The sequence below is a fragment of the Nocardia sp. NPDC049935 genome (assembly GCF_055586645.1).
Genome location: NZ_JBVJHV010000005.1, coordinates 285,062 through 303,080 on the forward strand (window position 1 = coordinate 285,062; position 18,019 = coordinate 303,080).

At 70.8% G+C, this 18,019-nt stretch carries 1 protein-coding gene; it reads right to left on the minus strand.

All coding sequences use genetic code 11. From position 1 onward, the window contains the following. The coding region (locus ACZ6SF_RS21165) for a WXG100-like domain-containing protein (RefSeq protein ID WP_466063876.1) at nt 1-18,004 on the minus strand (18,004 nt) is incomplete at its 3' end. Nucleotides 18,005-18,019: the final 15 nt, after the last annotated feature.

Here is an 18,019-nt window from a genome sequence, read left to right on the forward strand (position 1 = left end):
CACCCTCGGCCACCGGCTGCTCACCCTCGGCCACCGGCTGCTCACCCTCGGCCACCGGCTGCTCACCCTCGGCCACCGGCTGCTCACCCTCGGCCACCGGCTGCTCACCCTCGGCCTCGGGCTTACGGCCCTTGCCTTCGGAATCGAGCCTGTCGGGTGCGGGGTCCGCGGCCGGGTCGTTCTCGGCGACGGGGTCGGCGGGGTCGGGACCCGGTCCGTTTTCGGAGTCGGTATCGGAATCGGGATCCGCTTCGGGGCGGGCGGACTCGGGCCCGGTATCGGAGTCGGGGCCGGAATCATCCGGCGGCGAACCCGCGGGGTTGTCGTCGTCGCCGGGACCGTCCAGCATCTCGTGCCACCAGCGGGCCCGGTCCTCGGCCATCCGCGCGACCCAGTCGGCCAGCTCGGCGCGCTGCCCTGCCAGCCAGTTAGCCGGTTCCATATCGGCCAGGAACCGGGCGCTGTCGGCGTCCATGCGGGCCCGCCAGGCGGCTCGGTCCACCTGGGTCAGCCGGAGCCGGTCGAGGCGTTCGCGGGCGTAGCCGAGTTGCCGTTCCGCCTGTTCGGCCCGGAACCGCAGCAGTCCGTCATCGGGCCGGTCGGCCGCCTGCCGGCGCGCCCACGCCAGTTCGTCACGCGCCGCGTCGACGGCGATCTCGGCCCGGCGCAGTTCGATCCAGTCCATGAGTTCGGCATGCGAATTCGGCAGCTCGGGTCCGGGGTCGCCCGGATCTCCCGGCGCGGCCGGTGGCGGGCCGGGCGGAGTACCGCGCCCGTCTCCGCCGGCACCGGGCTCCGGTGTCCCGGAAGGGGTTCCCTGCTCCGCGGGCGCGGCCGGAGCCTCTTCCCCGGCGCCGAGGTTGCCGGGGCCCGCGGTGTCCGGGAGCTCCCCGCCATCTCCGGGGCCGGGAACCGGCGGTTCACCGGGTTCTGCCGGGCCGCCGGCACCGTTCTCCAGTTGCCCGTTCGCGGCAGACGGCATCCCCGGCCGCTCGGCCCGCGCGAACTCGTCGAACAGCCGTACCAGCGATCTGATCCGCTCGGCCCGATCCCGGACCTCGCGGCGCAGCCGGTCGAGTTCGGCGGCCAGTTCGCGGGGGTTCAGGCCTTCGTGGTTCTCGATCCGGCCGTCCCGATAGGCCTCGTAGATCTTGACGAAGGTCGCGTCGTCGGCGTCGGTGAGGTCGACACCGACCAGCCGGGCCCAGTCCCGGTTCGCGGTGGGCCGCTGATCCGGATCGTCGTCGGGAATCCGGTGGCTGTCGGGCCGGGCGGCGGCGTCGGCGACCGCGCGCGCGAAATCGTCGGCGCCGAAGGCCCGGACGGCTCCGGCGATGAGATCGCGCAACCCGCGCATCGCCTCGCGGTCGTGCATCGGGAAACGCCCGTCGGCGACGCGTGGGTCGGCGGTGCGGTCGCCGCGGGGGATATCGGCGAAGGGATCGATATCGAACAGGGCCTGCGCGAATTCGCCGAGGGCGTCACGCACCAGCTCGCTCCGGCCGTCGCGTTCGAGCCGCCGGATCACCTGGAACAGCTTCTTCGGGTCCAGGCCGCCGGGGTCCACGGCGAATACCCGGCGGCCGTTGGGTCCGTCGACGTATCCGGGCGGCAGCAGAGCCGCGATCCGGCGATCGACCCCGGCCCGCTCGGCGGCCCGCCGGCTGGACATCTTCTGCCCCAGCTCCTCGGAGACCAGTCGCCGGGCCAGCCGGTCACGCGCCGCGTCGACCGCGGCCGCGTCGATCTCGCGCAACCGTTTCGCGTAATCGGTGAGATCGCCGAAGCGCTGGGCGCGCAGGGCCCGGCGGCGGCCCCGATCGGCCAGACCGTCGGCGAGGGTCTCCGGTGTGAGCGTCCGCTCCGGCGCGTCCGGGTCCGGCACCAGGTCCAGGCCGAGACGCGTCGCGAGCCGACTGCGCGCATCGGTGAGTTCGTTGAAGAGTTCGATATCGGTGGCCGAGCGGATGAAATCGGCCAGCGCCTCGAGCTGCACCGCCCGGACCGCGTTGTCCAGCAGCAGGTCGGCCACGATCCGGTGCACGTTCTCCGGCGTCACATCGCCGGGCCCGAAGCCGAATTCGCGCAGCACCCCGGCGATCTCGGCGGCCACCTGCGGCAGCGGTCGCGGCGGTGGATCGCCGAGCGCGGCCCGATGGGCCTCCGGCGAGCCGATGACCTGACGCCACGAACCGTCCTCGTCCCGGACCAGCAGCACTTCGAGTTCGCGGCCCAGGATCGTCTCCCGCAGATACCGCATCGGGGGGATCGGCGCGGGATCGAGAACGGTGTCTCCGGTCCAGTCCTGCCGGACGGTCCGGTAGTCGAGAACCAGTTCCCCGGTATCGAGTCGGCGCTGCAGGGTGCGGTCGGCGGCGAGGGCGTCGGCCAGTACCTGGTCGCGGTCGCGCGGCCCGTCCACCACGACCAGCCGGTCCGGCTGCCCGTCCCCGCCCGGGATCCGCACGAGCTGCCGGCCGAGCAGATCACCCACCGGATCCCCGAGTTCGGGATCGGGCAGCGTCCGCCGGGCCAGGTCGACGAATTCGGCGACCCGTTGCGAGCGGGCCACGTTCTCGGCCCGCAACCGGTCGAGCAGGCGCTCCGGATCGTTCAGCAGATCCTCGAGCGAGAGGTCCCGCATGGCGGCCCAGCTCGCCAGTTCGTCGCGGATCTGGTCGCGCCGCAGCGCGTTCTCGAAGAACCGGCGCAGCCCTTGGTCGCGACCCAGTTCGTAGCCGTCACCCCACATGGGGAGCTGGTCGGCGCCGTTCTCCACCGGCAGCAGGCCGAGCAGGCCCGGTTCGTGCCCGAACGCGGCGAGTATTTCGAGCAGGAACCGGCCCATCGGGTTCTGGTCGATGAAGCTGACCTCGTCGAGGAACGGGACCGGCCTGCCGTCCGGGTCGGGGTCGGTGAACCGGCGTGAGCGCGGCCGCGGGCCGGGGTCGTCGAGATCGTCGTCGAAGAAGTCGTCGGGATCTTCTTCGGAGGGCCGGCGGGGCCCCTCGACTTCGTCCGGCGATACCGGGCGCGGCAGTCCCCGTTCGGTATCGGCCCCCGGCTCCGGGTCCCGCATGGTGTACGGGAGGTCCTGTTCGATGCGGTACCGCCGCAGCGCTCCGGCGAGTCCCTCGATGGCACCGGTGGCACGTGCCACCCGGTACTGCTGTTCGTCGATGACCCGGGCCAGCGTCTCCGGACTGTCGTCGGGCAGGTCGATATCGAGCAGCCGCCGGGCCGCGTCCAGCAGGCTCTCCCCGTCGACCGGCGGGCCGACCGGCAGGTCCGCGCCCCGCAGCGCCTGTTCCTCGGCCAATGCGTCGGCGAGCGCGTCGGCCTCGTCGCCGGAGATCACGCCGCGGTCGCGCAGCTCGTCGAGAATCCGCTGCTGCTGTGCGGGATCGGCGTCGGGACGGCCGGCCACCGTCAGCAGATCCCGCAGGGCCTGCCCGGCCGTGATCCGCCCCGAATCGAGATCGGCGAGCAACTGATCGCGCGCCGCGTCGAGCGTGCCGTCGGTGAGCCACGGCTGGTATTCCGCGCCGTCGCCCGGATGCAGCGGGAGGAATTCGCCGGCCGAATCGCGCATCCGTGCCGACAACCGGCCGAAGAGCGGGATGTGTTCGCGGTTGCTGATCCACACCGGTGTCTGCTGGGCGATCCGCAGCAGCGTGGGATCGGGTGGACCGGATTCCGGTGCGGGGCCGATCACCGGGTGGTCGGGATCGGGCGGAGGTGTGGCGGGCGGCGGTGGCGGAGCCGGATTCACCACATCGGGGATACCGGCGACTCCGTCGGCGATCGCCGCCTGCCCGCGACTGTCCCATCCGGACCCGGACGGGTACTTGACCTGCACCTCGCGTTCCGGCCACATCCGCCGGATCGCTTCCAGTTCCCGGCGCAGCGCGGCCAGCCGATCCGGTGTCGCGGAGGGAAGTTCGCCCTGCGGGACGAGCTGCCAGCGGTCCGGCCCGTCGGGCACCAGGTCGAACGCGATGCGCTCGCCGTCGATATCGATCTCGAGCGGCGGGATGATCGTATCGGGATCGACCGGACCGTCCTGCTCGCCGGGATCCTTGTTCTCGGGGCTGTCACCGTCCGGGTCCGGTGGGGGCGCCGTGGAATCCGGTGGCCCGGCCGGGGGTTTCTTCGCGCCGCCGCCCGCGCTCGCCTCGGGCCCGTCACGCGCCGGGTCCTCGTCGCCGGGTTTACGTCCGGCGTCCATGGCATGGCGAGATCCGTCCGGCGCGGGGCCGGTGGTCCGGGTCTGCTCGTCGGCGTGCCGGAGGAGCAGTTCGACCAGTTCCCGGATCGGAGTGATCGACGCCTGATCACGCGATGCCCGGTCGGTGCCGCCCATGATGTATTCGGCGAACGCCTCCGGCACCGCCTCGTGACCGCGCAGCAGACCGTCGTCGTCCAGGCTGTAGCCACTGAGCTGCCGCAGCCATTCGCCGAAGTTGCCGTCGGGAACCTCGGTGGCGCGCAGCAGCAGATGCCGTTCCGCGGTCTTGCTCGCCCGCATCCCGCCCGCGTAGTCGAGGGCGTGCCCGTATTCGTGCACGGCCATCGCGTATACCGGCCGCCGCAGCATGGTCGGCGAGAACTGATGGTTGTCCACCCCTCGGCGCACCTGTCCGACGAAATCGTCGACGCTGGTGGCGTGCCGATAGTTGAGGGTGATGTCCTCGGTGTAGATGGTGCCGGTCTCGCGGTCCAGAGCCGGACCGGCGTCGGCGAGCACACCCTCGGGCCGGTTACCGATACCGAGAGCGCGGATATCGGCCTGCGGGAACTCGCGGTACATATCGGTGATCGCCCGGGCGTATTCGCGCACGATCTCGGGATTCAGATCGGGAAGATCGAATCCGAACACCCGGAATTCGGGATTCCCGGTCGCCTCGCGCATCTGGTCGCGCAGCTTCTCCCCGACCTCTTCCGGACTCAGATCCGACCATTCGTCGCTGTCCGGTGCGCCGAGGAGCTCGGTATCGGACAGGTCCGGTCCGCCGTCGTCCGTATCGTCGCTGTCCGAAACCGGATCGTCGGTATCCGGATCGTCCACGGCCATCCGGCCCCGCTCCCCCGGATCGGGACCGTCCCCCGCCGGCGGTGTGCTCTCACCGGAGTCGTCGCGCGTACCGTCGGTCGGCAGCACTTCCTCCGGCCGGGTGCCGTAATCCGGGATGTCCCGTGGCCCGGTATCGTCCACGGCCGGTCCGTTCTCCGGCGGCGTGCCGTAGTCCGGATCCCGCGCGGGCTCGGCCGGTGGCGCCTCACCCAGCTGCGGGGGAACCGGTGCGGGCCGGTCGAGCACCCGCCACATCGCCTCGTACGCGGCGGTCTCCAGCCCGACGTTCGCGAACCGGATCTGGTCCAGGAACCGCCCGACCGCCGCGCGCGGCGAATTCCGGTCCGCCGCCCGGACCAAGAGATCGTGCAGGCGGACCATATGTGCGCCCGCACCGTCGCGGCCATGGGTCACGACCTGATCGAACGCCTCCTCCAGCGCCCACCCGTGGTCCAGTTCGCCGGAGGTGGTCTCGAAAACGTGCTCGCTGAACTCCGATTTCAACCAGTTGACGTAGCCTTCTTCGCTCGCGTCCCCGAGATTCCGGCTGGAATAGTGCACCCGCAGCGCGTTGTCGACCAGTTTGTGCACCGACTCCCGGCCGGTGATGTCCAGTGCGCGTGCCCACTGCTGTACCGCGTTCGTATACGCCGGCCGCGTCCGCGCACCCGAATCCGGCGCGTGGTAGTACTCGACGGATATCGGCGGCATCGCGAACGCGCCGATATCCTGCGCCGACCGGTCGTCGAACGTGATCACCGCCGGACGTCGCGTCCCGGCGCCCGAATCCGATTCGGGCAAGGTGATCGACAAGTGGTAGCCGTCCCCGAACCCGACGCGCTGGATATCGGCCATCGGATAGCGCCGGGCCATATCCGTCAACCCGCGGGCGATCTCGCGCACAACCGCCGGATGCAATCCGTCGCTGTCGAACCCGAACACCGCCAACTCCGGATTGCCCAGCGCTTCTCGCAGCTCGGCCTGCAGCTTGTCCCCCACCTCGGCGGGTGTGAGCGCGGACCACTCGTCGTTGCGGGGCGCGCCCAGCACCCACTCGGGATGGTCCATCATGACCACGCGACTCAGGTTCACGTCGGGATCGAAGCCACCGGCCCGCGCCTCGATACCGTCCTGGGCCACGAGCAGATCGTGCAGTAGGACGAAAGGCTCGCCTGCCTGGTCTCGGCCGCGAACCATGACCTCGGCGAACGCGTCGATCAGGATCGTATCCGGCTCCCAGCCGGTCCTGCGCCGCGAGACACTGGACGTCTCGAAGATGTCCACCGTGCTCTGCATCCAGTCGAGGAATGCCAGCCGGTGCTGGTCACCCAGCCTGTTGTACGAGTAGTGCTGCGCGAGGGCTTCCCCGACCGAACCTTCGGCGAGCCCGCCGGTGGTGCTGTTCATCACCTCGGCGAACGCACGCGCGGTGCCCCGGTAGGTCGAATGCGGATCGGTCCGGTCACCGGAATCGGCGCGACCGGAGTGCAACCGCAGTGTCCCGTCGACGGGCGCGATCGAGTCGCTTCGATATGAGGGTCCCGGAACTACTTCCACTCCGCGCAAGGCCACCCCCGGATGGCGCGCGGTCAGATCCGCTATCGCGCGGGCGAACTCGCGCACCTGCGCGATATCCACCGATTCCGGCGGACGGGCGGGGTAGCCGTCCATCACCCGGTGGGGCCGGGAGTCGGGTGCAGGCGCCCAGTCGAATCCGCGTACCTCGAAATCCGGGTTCCCGGTTACCGCACGAACATGGTCACGAAGCCTGTCGCCGATCTCCGCCAGTCCCAGCTCCGACCATTGGTCGGTGTCCGGGGTGCCGCGCAATCCGGCCGGATCGGTGTCCCCCGTGTCCTCACCGGGCCGCCCCGGTGAACCGGGCTCCGTTTCGCGGCCGCCGACGCCGGGTTCCAGGCCCAGATCACTCGGCCGCAGCAGGCCCGCCCCGGTATCGAACGCGTCGTAATAGTTGTCCAGCGCCTCCCGCAGCAACGCGCCGTAGATGATCCGTGCGGGTTCGGTGGCGTCGTCGCCGTTGAGGACCACATCCAGAACCGCGTCCGCCAGCATCTCCGTCCGGTTCAGTTCACCGTCGGCGGTGAAGCTGTAGCCGCCGAGCTGGTTCAGCCACACGCTGAACTCGTCCGGATCGAAGCCACCGGTCTTCTCCGTGTAGTACTCGATCAGCAGACGCTCGACCGATCCGAGGGCTTCCGAGCCGTCCGGGAAAACCTCGAGCCCCCGAGCTCGCATACCACCCGCGAAATCAAGCCCGTGGCCCAGTTCGTGAATCGTGGTGGCGAATGCGGGCCGCGCCGCCGAGTTACGCGGCGAATGCATGTTGTGCTCGGACCGCTGCCGCGACGCATAGAACTCCGCCGGGTTCCGTAGCAGCCGCTCGTTGAGCGTGATCGTATCGGTGACGTACCGGCCGATATCGCCGGCATCGAAGCCGTAGTGCGCGAGTCCCCGCACATGCTCCCTGTCGGTAACGGGAGCGATGCGCAGGTTGTGCAGTTCCAGCATCGGGAACCGCGACATCATCAGATCGACGGCACGGGCGATCTCGCGTACCAGCGGGAGATCCAGCGGCGGCACCGCGGGGTCGTCCGGATCGCTGAAGCCGCTGATCTCCCGGAGCGGATACCGCTCGCGGAGGGTGGCGACGATCTCGTCGAGACCCATATCCGACCATTCGTCGTCGATCTCGCCGGCGCGGTCGCGGAAACCCGGAGAATCGGCGCCGTCGCCCGATCTACCATCGGCGGGCGGAATCTCACCGTCCTCGCCGCCCAGGAACCCCGGTCCGTTGTCGCGGCCGCTGTCCTCGTCCCCGGCCGGCAACTGGTTCTCGTTCTGCCGGTCCCCTCCGAGGCCCATGCGGTCCATGAGGCGACCCATCCGCCCCCGGGGCCGTCCTTCGGCGGTGAGCGCGGCGGTGGGATCGTTCAGAACCCCCACGATCCGCTTGACCAGGGCTTCCCGCGTATCCGCGGTCATACCCTCGAAGTACCGGGACAGGACGTTCTGGCTGCCTTCGACACCGAGCGGCGGGGGAACCCGCCAGCCTCCGTGCCCGTCGGGCTCCAGTGACACCGCCAGATGCCCGGCGCCGTAGGGGAAGACCTCCAACCGGTGATGGTTCGGATGCATCCCGTCGCCGAAGACCACGGGAACCTGCCGGGTGTACACATTATGGGCGACATGGGCCGGATGTTCCGGAGGAAGGGACCGGCCCGAGGCCTCCATCCGCCGGTGACCGATCGACAGGAAATCGTCGCGCAGGTCACCGACCGTCCGGGGCCGATGGGTGTTGCGCTGGTCTTCTTTCGTATAGAAGGCGTCGGGACCGAGTTGCTTCAGCCAGTCGCCGAACCCGAGATCCACCTTCCCCTCGGCGCGGAAGCGCAGATAGTGGGCGAGCATCTGGTCCCGCTCGCCCAGCAGGTCGCGCCGGCGGTACGGCCCCTCGGCCGTCGCGCGATTGATGGGCGTGACGACCGGTTCGCCGTTCTCGTCCGCCGTCACCTGCTGATAGTCGAGTCCGTTGGGATGCTTCCAGATCACGTCGCTGTATTCGGGATGCAGCAGCCCGAGTTCGTGCAGCGCGTCGACGTGTTCGCCCGGCCGGGCATAGATCACCAGACGCGGGTGTGGATCGAGGACCCGCAGTACCCGGTCGGTGAGCCGCTCCGGGCGGTCACCCAGGCGCGCGGGCTGGGCGAAGCGGTCCAGTTCACGGTCGACCACCCGCCGCGGCAGATCCGGGTCGGGCTCCGATCCCGAGTTCCGTGCCCGCTCCGCGGGGCCGGCTTCGTGTCGCGCGAAGACTTCTTTCGGGTGCCCCCACGGCACGCCGCCACCCTCGGTGATCGCGCGCACGACATCCTGGGCGATCTCGGCGTCGGCGAGGCCGGTCTTGCGCAGGTAACGCTCCAGCGCCTCGACTCCGGCGCGCCGCGCGGCCTGGTCGGGAGATTCGTCTGCCCCGGTGCGCCGCTGGGCGCGGGCGAGTTCCTTGTCGAAGGCCTTCTTATAGGCGGTTTCGGCCGGGCCCTCCGGCACATACCGGCCGAGATCGCGCAGGGTCCGCAGGTCTTCGATCTCGTCGGCGAGGCGGCGGGCCCGGCGCGACCGATCCTCCGGTGTGTCCTCCGGAATCCGGCGCGGGGTCGGCGGTTCGGCGCCGTCGGCGGTCGAGATCCCGTGCGCGCGATCCCAGACTCCGGCGAAATGTTCCCCCAGTGGGACCCCGCCGACCAGCGGCCCCTGCGCGTCCAGGTGCGCCCGCACGGCCCGGAACCCGGCCCGGTGACCGGCGGAGTAGAACCAGCCGCGTTCACCGCCGAGCGTTCTGCGGGATCCGTAGGCGGATTCGGCGGTCCGGTATCCGTCGACGAACGCATCGGCGTAGATCCGGGCCAATGGATCTGCGGGAGCCGGTTTCGGCGGCCGGACCCGGAGATCGATCAAGTCCCGGAAGGCGAGCGCGTGGGCTTCCGCGACCCGGTCCAGCATCAAGGCGCTGTATTCGTCCCGAGACAGGTTGAGTCGCTCGGCGGCGGGGTCGGCGTCCGCGAACTGATCCGCCATCCGCGCGGCGTAGACGAGTTGCCGCGCGTGCTCGGCGGGTTTGTCACCGGGATGCAGAGTGAGAGTGCGGGTCACCGGGTCGTACCCGGACTCGGCGCCGAGGCGGGGCCGGGACCCCGGGGCACGGTGCACGTCGGCCTCCGGCCCGGAGCCGAGGACGATATCCACACCGTGCCGGTCGAGGGTCCGCTTCACCCAGCCCTCGGTGCCCGTGCCGCCGGTCCGCCACGCGGCTTCGTGCAGTTCGGTGAAGGCCTTCTTCGTGGCCTCGTCCGCGGCGCGCGACAGTTCGGACCCGTCCGGATCGACGCCGGCGCGCGGCGGCGCGGGTGTATCCGGGCCCGGCGCCGGCCGGTCGGCGCCGTGATCGCGCCCGACCGACACCACCCCGGATTCGTCGATATGGATCCGGATCCGCTCCGGTGGGGCGCCGTCGGCGCGCGCGGTGGCGTCGACGGTGTCCCGGGCGACCGTCGCCCGGATCTGCTCCAGCAGGCGGTCCCGCTCACCCGTCACCCGGGTGTGCTCTTCTGTCAGCCCTCCGAGCAGCCGGATATCGGCGGCGGTCGAGGGCAACGACGACAGCCCCGGTCGCGTCGCCAATTCATCGAGAAGCGCACGGTACGAGAGGTTTTCGTACTCCGGACCCAGAGCGAAGACCCGGCTTAGCGATTCCGCGGACCGCGCCCGGGCCGCATCGATACGACCCAGTTCGCGGGCCCGGTCCGCCTGCGCCCGGACCAGCCCCTCCACCTCGCGTGCCGCGGTCAGCGACGACGGAACGTATTCGTCCATATCCGGCGGCCGCGGCGGCGATCGCCGAGGATCCCCGTCCTGCGGGATGGAGCCGGGGTCCGGGATCAGCGGGGAATCGAACAACGGGTGCAGCATCAGCCGGGTCACGGCCTCGGTGACTGCGAATCGGTGCAGGAGTCCGGCATCCGCGTCCGGATCCAGGCGCTGGGTCAGCGCGTCCGGTCCACCGGCGGCCGCGATCTCCCTATCCGCCCGGTGCAACCGGTCGTCCAGACCGGACACCGACTCCACCGCCGCTTTCAGCGCTTCGACGCGTTCGGCGTGCTCGGCGACCCGGTCGGCCCGCATGGTCCGGTCGAGAAGCCGGTCGACCGTCCGGTCCGTATCCGCCGGAGTCGCCACGTCCCCGGGATCGACGCTCAGCGCCGCCAGCAGAGCATCGCGGTCGGCGACGGCAGCATCGCGGATCGCGGCGATCTCGTCCCGGCGCGCGGTGAGGCGGTCGGCCTCGGCTGCCCGGGTATCCGCTGGGACGCCGGTGGAGTCGTAGGGAACGCCGTCGGTGGCGTACCGGACCGCGGCGTCGTAGGCGTCGAGGTACGCGTCGTCGAGCAGGCGCCGGTATTCGGCATCGATCGGATCGGCCAGGCCGGGGGCGGAGATTTCGTACCCGGCCCGGCTCATATCCCGCCGGAACTCGGCCTGCCGGCCGAACGCCTCGCCCTCGACACGGGCCCAGGCGGCCGCGTGTTCGGTCCCGGACAGCTCCCGGATTCTGGAAGGTGTCACCTCCACCCGGCCCTGCAGGACGGCTTCGGCGAGCGTCGCCGCCCGGACCACCGCGGCCGCCTGCCCGATTTCGCCGCGTCCACCGGATCCGATGAACACCTCCATCGTCCGGCCGTCGAACTCGTCCGCGCGACCCGAATCGGTGCCCGGCTCCTCGAACCGGACGGTCGCCCCCGCCTCCCGCAGCACCCGGAGTGCGTGCCGGCCGACTTCACTGTGCGTGAGGACCTCCCGCACCTGCGCGGCCGCCGAATCGCGGGAGAACTGCCAGCCGTCGAGCCTGCCGTCCGGTGAGCGCGTCAGGTCCAAGGCGGTTCGGTCCGGCGCGGGCGCACCCCGGTCCGCGTCGTCTCCGGTCTCCGGGTCCGCATCGTTGTTCCGGCCGGCGTCGACTCCGGTCGGATCGGGTGGTCCCGGTCCTTGCGTCGCCGGGCCCGGGGTGCCGAGCTCGGGACTATCGAACCAGCCGAAAGTGGTCCGCGGCGTCTCTTCGGCCGACCCGACCAACAGGTCGTAGATGATCCGTACCGGGCTGTCGGGAGCGGGTGCCCCGGATCCGTCCGGGTCGAACCGGTTCATCGTCACGGCGAGGAAGGCTTCCGCCAGCGCCTCGGCGGGGTTGAGATGGGGGCTTCGGGGATGGAAGCTGTAGCCGCTGAGCGATTCCCGCAACCAGGTGAAATAGTCGTCGACGCTCGTGGCGTCCGGATGGCGCCGGAAGAACTCCCGCAGCAGGTGACCGTTGAGTTCACGACGCGCGGCGTGGTCGCCGGCGGCATCGAGGACATGGCCGAACTCGTGCACCGCGCGCGCATAGGCCGGACGGTGCCGTACCGCGTCGGGAAACCACTTGGTATCGGCGTTGTAGTCGGTGGCACGGCGGACCTCGGCGGGGTCACCGGCCATGAAGGCGTTGAACTCGATCGCGTCGGCACGCCGGACACCGCCGTCGAGTGTCCAGCGGGTGTGGCCGAACACGCCCATCCGCATCCCGCCCCGGAAACCCACCGAGTTCAGTTGCGCCGACGGGTGCGCGGTGAACATATCGACCAGCGCCCGGGCGTATTCGCGGGCCACCTCCGGATGTACTTCCGGCCGGTCGAACCCGTACACCTCGAAGCGAGGGTTACCGGTGATCGCGCGCAGTTCGTCCCGCAACCGCGCGCCGACCTCGTCCGCGGACAGGCCGGACCAGGCATCGTTGTCGGGGGCGCCGAGCAGTTCGGTATCCGACGGGCGATCGGCCCCGTCCACGATCGGCAGTTCCTGGGTATCGGCGCCGGACAGCGGCGGCGTGTCCTCCGTACGCGGTGCGGGCCGGGTGCTGTCCCGGTTCTCCCCTCCGCTCGTATTCGGCTCGTCCGCGCCGCCGAGATACCGGGGCCGGAGCAGGGGCGGTTCCGCACCCGAACCGTCGGGAACGAAATGCACGAGCAGATTGTGGATCAGCCTCGCCGCGTCATCGGGGTCGACCGGCCCGTCCGCTTCGTCCGGGCGGCGCATCGTCACATCCGCGAACGCCTCCGCCAACGCCTCCGCCGGGTCCAGTTCGCCGCCGTCCGGCGGGAAGCTGTACTTGCCGAGCGCGCGCCGCAACCAGGCATCGAAATCATCGTGCAGGTTGGCATCCGGATGGTGCATCCGGAAATGCTCCATGAGGTAGCGGTCGACGTATCTGGCCCGGAACCCGCCGGCGGCATCGAGGACATGCCCGAATTCGTGGACCGCCGTGGCGTAGGCGGGTCGGGCGCCCACCCCCTTCGGAAACCAGCCGGACGTCACGTCATGGTCCGCGTCGGCGCGGATCGCGGCCGGGTCGGTGGCATGGAGCACATTGAATTCGATCGACTCCGCGCGCCGGACACCGTTGTCCATCACATATCTGGTGTGACCGTATGTGCCGGGGTCGGCGTCCACGAATCCCACCGAATTCAGGTGTGCCGTGGGGTAGGCGCCGAACATATCGACCATAGCCCGCGCGTATTCGCGTACCACCTCCGGGTGCAGCTCCGGCCGGTCGAACCCGAAAACGTCGAAGTCGGGGTTTCCCGTGATCGCGCGCAACTCGTCGCGCAGCCGCGCACCGACCTCGGCGGGGTCCAGCGCGGACCAGACATCGTCGTCCGGTGCGCCCAGCAGATCGGCGTCGGAACGGGGGTCGAGCAGATCGTCGGGCGATTGCGCATCCGGCAGATCATCCGGTGACCGCGAGACTTCCGGATCCTGCCGGTCGCCCGGAGTCGGCCAGACCGGTCGATCGGCTCCCGGTTCCGGCTCCCGTCCCTGATCGCGGTTCGCGCCGTCCTCGGCGTGTCTTCCGACCCCGCCGATGGTGTCGATCGGGACGGGCTCGCCGTCGCGGGTGAGATCGAAGTGGCGCACCGTGATATCGCCGTTCACCGCGGTCCGCACCTGGTGGTACTCGATCTCCAGGGTTCCGTCGAGGTGGGCTGCCAGCAGATCGTCGCGGGCGCCGCGGAGCGCGCGACCCGCCTCGCTGTCCGGATCCACGCCGCGGGCGCGCATCTGTTCGGGGCTCTCGGTGAGCAGGGTGGCGAGATTCCGGTCCATGGCGAGGGTGCGCCGCAGATACTCCGGTGCGCCCTGCTGCGCGTCGGCGAGCCTCGATCCGCCCAGTGTCGAGCCGACGCCCTTGGCCTCTACCACCAGCAACTTCGGTGGCCGCCCGGGTATCAGGACCGCGACATCGACGACGTTCGCCGCGGTACTCCCACCCTCGAACGGTGTGAGCTGGACAGCGCCGGGATGCAGGGCCGGATCGAGCGCGTAGGCGAGACCGCCGATCTCACCGAGCCGCTGCGAGGTGACGACCTCCTGCCGGACCAGATCCCGGTACTGTTCGGCGCGCTCGTGCAGATCGTCGATCAGGGCCAGCCGCTCGGACCGCTCGCTGTCGGTGAGGCCCTCGTCGTGCTGGATCTGCTGCTCTTCGTAGGCGATCTCGTCGAGAATCTTGTTCGGTGTCAGATACCGCAGATCGGCCAGATCGAGCCGGGCGACGAGCCCCACCTCGACCGCCAGCGCCTGCAGATCCGCCGCGACCCGGTCGTGTTCGGCCTGCAGCGCCATCCGTTCGGCCGATACCGCCGCGAGATCGGCGGCCGCGTCGGGATCGACCGGCCGGTACGGCGCGGACTCGCCCGGCTGCGCCCGATACTGATAACCGCTGCCCTCGGCCAGCGGGTCCGGCACCCAGCCGTGCCGGTCCCGCAGGCGGAAATCGCTGTCCCGCCAGGTTCCGGGCGGGTCGTCACGATGATGCAGCCGCCCGTCGGAGTCGCGGTAGGTGGGATCACCGTCCTCGTCGGACCGATCGCGGCCGGAATCGGTCCCGGATTCCGGCGGTGCCCGCCGTCCGGCCTCCGCCTCGTCATCCCGGCGACCGGCACCCTCCTCATCGTCCCGACGACCGGCACCCTCCTCATCGTCGCGACGATCCTCGTCGTCTCCGCGACGCCCTTCGTTGTCGTCCGGCGAATCCTCGTCGGGCGTGGGCGGATCGGAATCATCGACCGGCAGGTCCGAGATCCGGGTCTTCGGTGTGCGCCGGGCGTTGTCCCAGTGCTCGTCCGCGTCGGCCCGGTGCCCGTCGGCCCTGCGATCGGCGTCGTCGGCGCGATCACGGAAGAGATCGGCGAGGGGCGAGGGACCGTCCTCGCCTGCCCGGTCCGCCATCGCGCGCAGGTACTGCGCACTCAGGCGATCCAGCCGGGACCGCAGATCGGCCGCCTCCGCGTCCCGGCGCGCTGTGTACTGTTCCTCGGATTCCCGGCGCTGCCGGTTCTCGTCGTAGTCGGACTGTCCGTGGCGCAGGTACTCCTCGGACGACGGCCGGACACGGCCGTCGTGGCCGGTGGGACGCAGGATGCGGCCGTTGCCGTCCAGCAGGGTCGCCGAGACCCGGCGTACCTCGGCGGGGGCGTCCGGCGGGAAGCCACGCCGGCGCGACGCCGCGGGATCGGAGATCTCGATGCGGTATTCGCCGGTGAGCGGGTCCATCCGCACTGTCATCGAATAGGCGTGCGCGCCGACACCGTGTTCGTCGGCCGCACCCGCGTATTCGTCGATCACGAACGCGCGCGGCCCCTTACCTGCCGCCACCAGCCGAGGATCGGTGCGCGCGGCCTGCCGCAGCAGTTCGTCGGCGACCCCCTGATGCCGGGCCCGGTCCGGGCCCTGGTCGGGGTAGTCGTAGAGGTTCCCGCCCAGGGCGTCCTGGATATCGGCACGCGACATGCCCTCTGGCCCGCTGGGCTCATCAGGCGGCCTGATCCGGTCGCTATCGGTCTCGGCCCGCAATTCCGCAAGGGTGAGCCGGGCGCATTCGCCGCGATTGTCCGGGTTCTGGGCGCCTTCCGGCTCGTCCGGGTTCCGGTCCGCGGAATCGTCCGGATCGTCGGGCCCGTCGGGATCATCCGGGTCGTCCGGTGAGCGGTCGGCGTCGTCGTCGCGGCCGGTTCGTGCCTCGTCGTCGCGACGGGTGGTCCGGGATTCCGGGTCCCGGTTGCTGCCGCGGGATTCGTTGTCCCGGCGCGAGGAGGAGGTATCGGCGGGATCGCCCACGGGTGTGGGCAGCGGCGGAACCACATCCTCGGGCCCGATCCGGCCGTCCCCGACATCGCCCGGCAGACGTGGTGCGGCCTGGTCGTCGGTCTGCCGGTTGTTCGCGCCCGGGGCCTCGGAATCGGTGCGCCCGGCCCGGATCCGATTCCCTTCGGTTCCCGGGTATGGCGCCCGGTCGGCGGCGCCGGCCCGGTCGCCCGGCCGCGCACGCGACCCGCCATCGGAACTCGCCGACGAGCGGGAGTCACCGGGGGTTCCGGCCTGTGTCCGCGAATCACCGCTTCCACCAGGGGCATTGGTGGCGCCCGGCGCCGCCGGGCTCGAACCGCCCGGCGCCGAACCGGGAACGGACGGCGCCGAGCCGGGAGTGCCCGGGGTGGCGGGCGGGGTGGCACCGGCCGGCGGCGTCGGGCCACCCGCCACCGGCCCGGTCGCCGGGGCGCCCACGATCGGTGTCGGCGAATCGGAGCGCGGGGTCGTGCCGGGCGAACCGTCCGTACCGGATTCGCGCTCGGCCGAGGTCCGGTCGGAGTTCTGCGCGCCCTCGTTCGCACCGTCCTGCCGGCCGGTGGGAACGTCCTGGCTCTCGGACCGGTCCCGGGGCGCGTCCGACTCGGAATCGGCGGCCGCGCCGGTGCGATCCTCCGACCCGTTCCGGTCCGTGGCCGCGGCGCCGGAGTCGGACTGTTCGCCGCCACCGCTGCGATCGGATCCCCCGCTCGAAGCATCCGAATCGGCCGTCGGAGAATCCGACCGGCTGCTGCCGGAATCGCTGTTGTTCGTGGTGTTTCCGGTATCCGGGTCCGACCGGCTCGAACCCTCTCCGGTCCCGGTCTCGCCGTCGGCCCCGGGGCCGTCCTGATTTCCGGCCGGAGAGGTGCCCGGTTCCCCCGAACTCTCCGGATCCGGCCCGTTGTCGCCGGCCGGGTCGTTCACTTCTCCGTTGCCCGAATTCGTATCCAGCCCGGGTGCGCCGTGGTGCCCGTTCACCTGGGAGCCGTCGTCACCCAGACCCGCCCCGGGGCCGTTCCCGTTCCGGGCCGGACTGCTGGTCTGGGTCCCGCCGTCGCCGCCCGGTCCGCCCGAACCGTCACCGCCGCCGGGAAGTCCGCCCACCCGGGTGCCGGGCCCGTTGACCACCTCGTTGATGCGATCCATGAACGAGCGGTCACCGAATTCGTTGCGATAGCCCTCGCTGAACTGGCCGATGCCCCGGTTGCTGTAGAAGTGGTTGGCGCCCACTTTGCTCACACCGGAGGCCAGGCCGTTGGTGGCGCCGGACACCAGCGCCAGCGGGCCGAACTGCTGGGGCAGCGTGGACATGGTCTGTTCCATCGCCTTGTCCCAGCCCTCGGCGGTGAAACCCTCCTGCGCCCAGATCACGGCGAACTGGGTCGGGATGGCCGCCATGGTGCCCGCCAGACCACCGGTGAAACCCGCGACGGTGCCGGTGATCGCGCCGTTGACGTAGTTGCGCAGCATGCCGCCGGTCTGGTTCTGCAGCGCGTTGCCGAGCACATCACCCACCGGACCCGCCGCCGCGCCGCCGGCGGCGGAACTGACCACGGTGACCGCGATCTGGCCGAGGTTGAAATCCGGGCGATGCCCCGCCTCGACCTGGTAGGCCTGGATGCCGACTTCCTGGATGGTGCCCAGAATCGTGTCGATCGCGACGTGGCGGAGCATGAAGCTCACGAATTTGTTCGCGACGATGCGGAAGATCGCCTGCATCACGCGCTGCCCCAGGATGCGCACCGCCACCCGGGTGATCGCGACCGCCGCGGCCTGCACCGCGGGCGCGGTGGGCGGGAAGATCCAGGCCGCCGCGATCTCCGCCGCCAGCAACACCAGCGACGAGATGTACATCAGCTTGGTGTATTCGATCTCGGTGCCGGTCTCGTACGCCGAATCACCGAGTTGCCGGAAGTAGCCCGCCAGCTTCGGGACGGATTGATCGCTGTCGGAACCGTCACCGGAGATGAGGCTGTCGAAAGCCGCGAGCATCTCCTCGACGCCGTCCCCCTCCGGATACGCGTACAGCGACGCGCCTTTCGCGGAGATGATGTCGGAGACGATGTCCTCGAGCGAATCGGCGGCGGTACGCCAGTCGCCGCCGAGCCCCCACATCTCGTCTTCGTTGCCCTCGGGCCATTCCACGCCCGCCAGCCAGGACAGATGCTGCAGCGGCCCCCAGAGCTCGATCATCGCGGGCTACCCGGG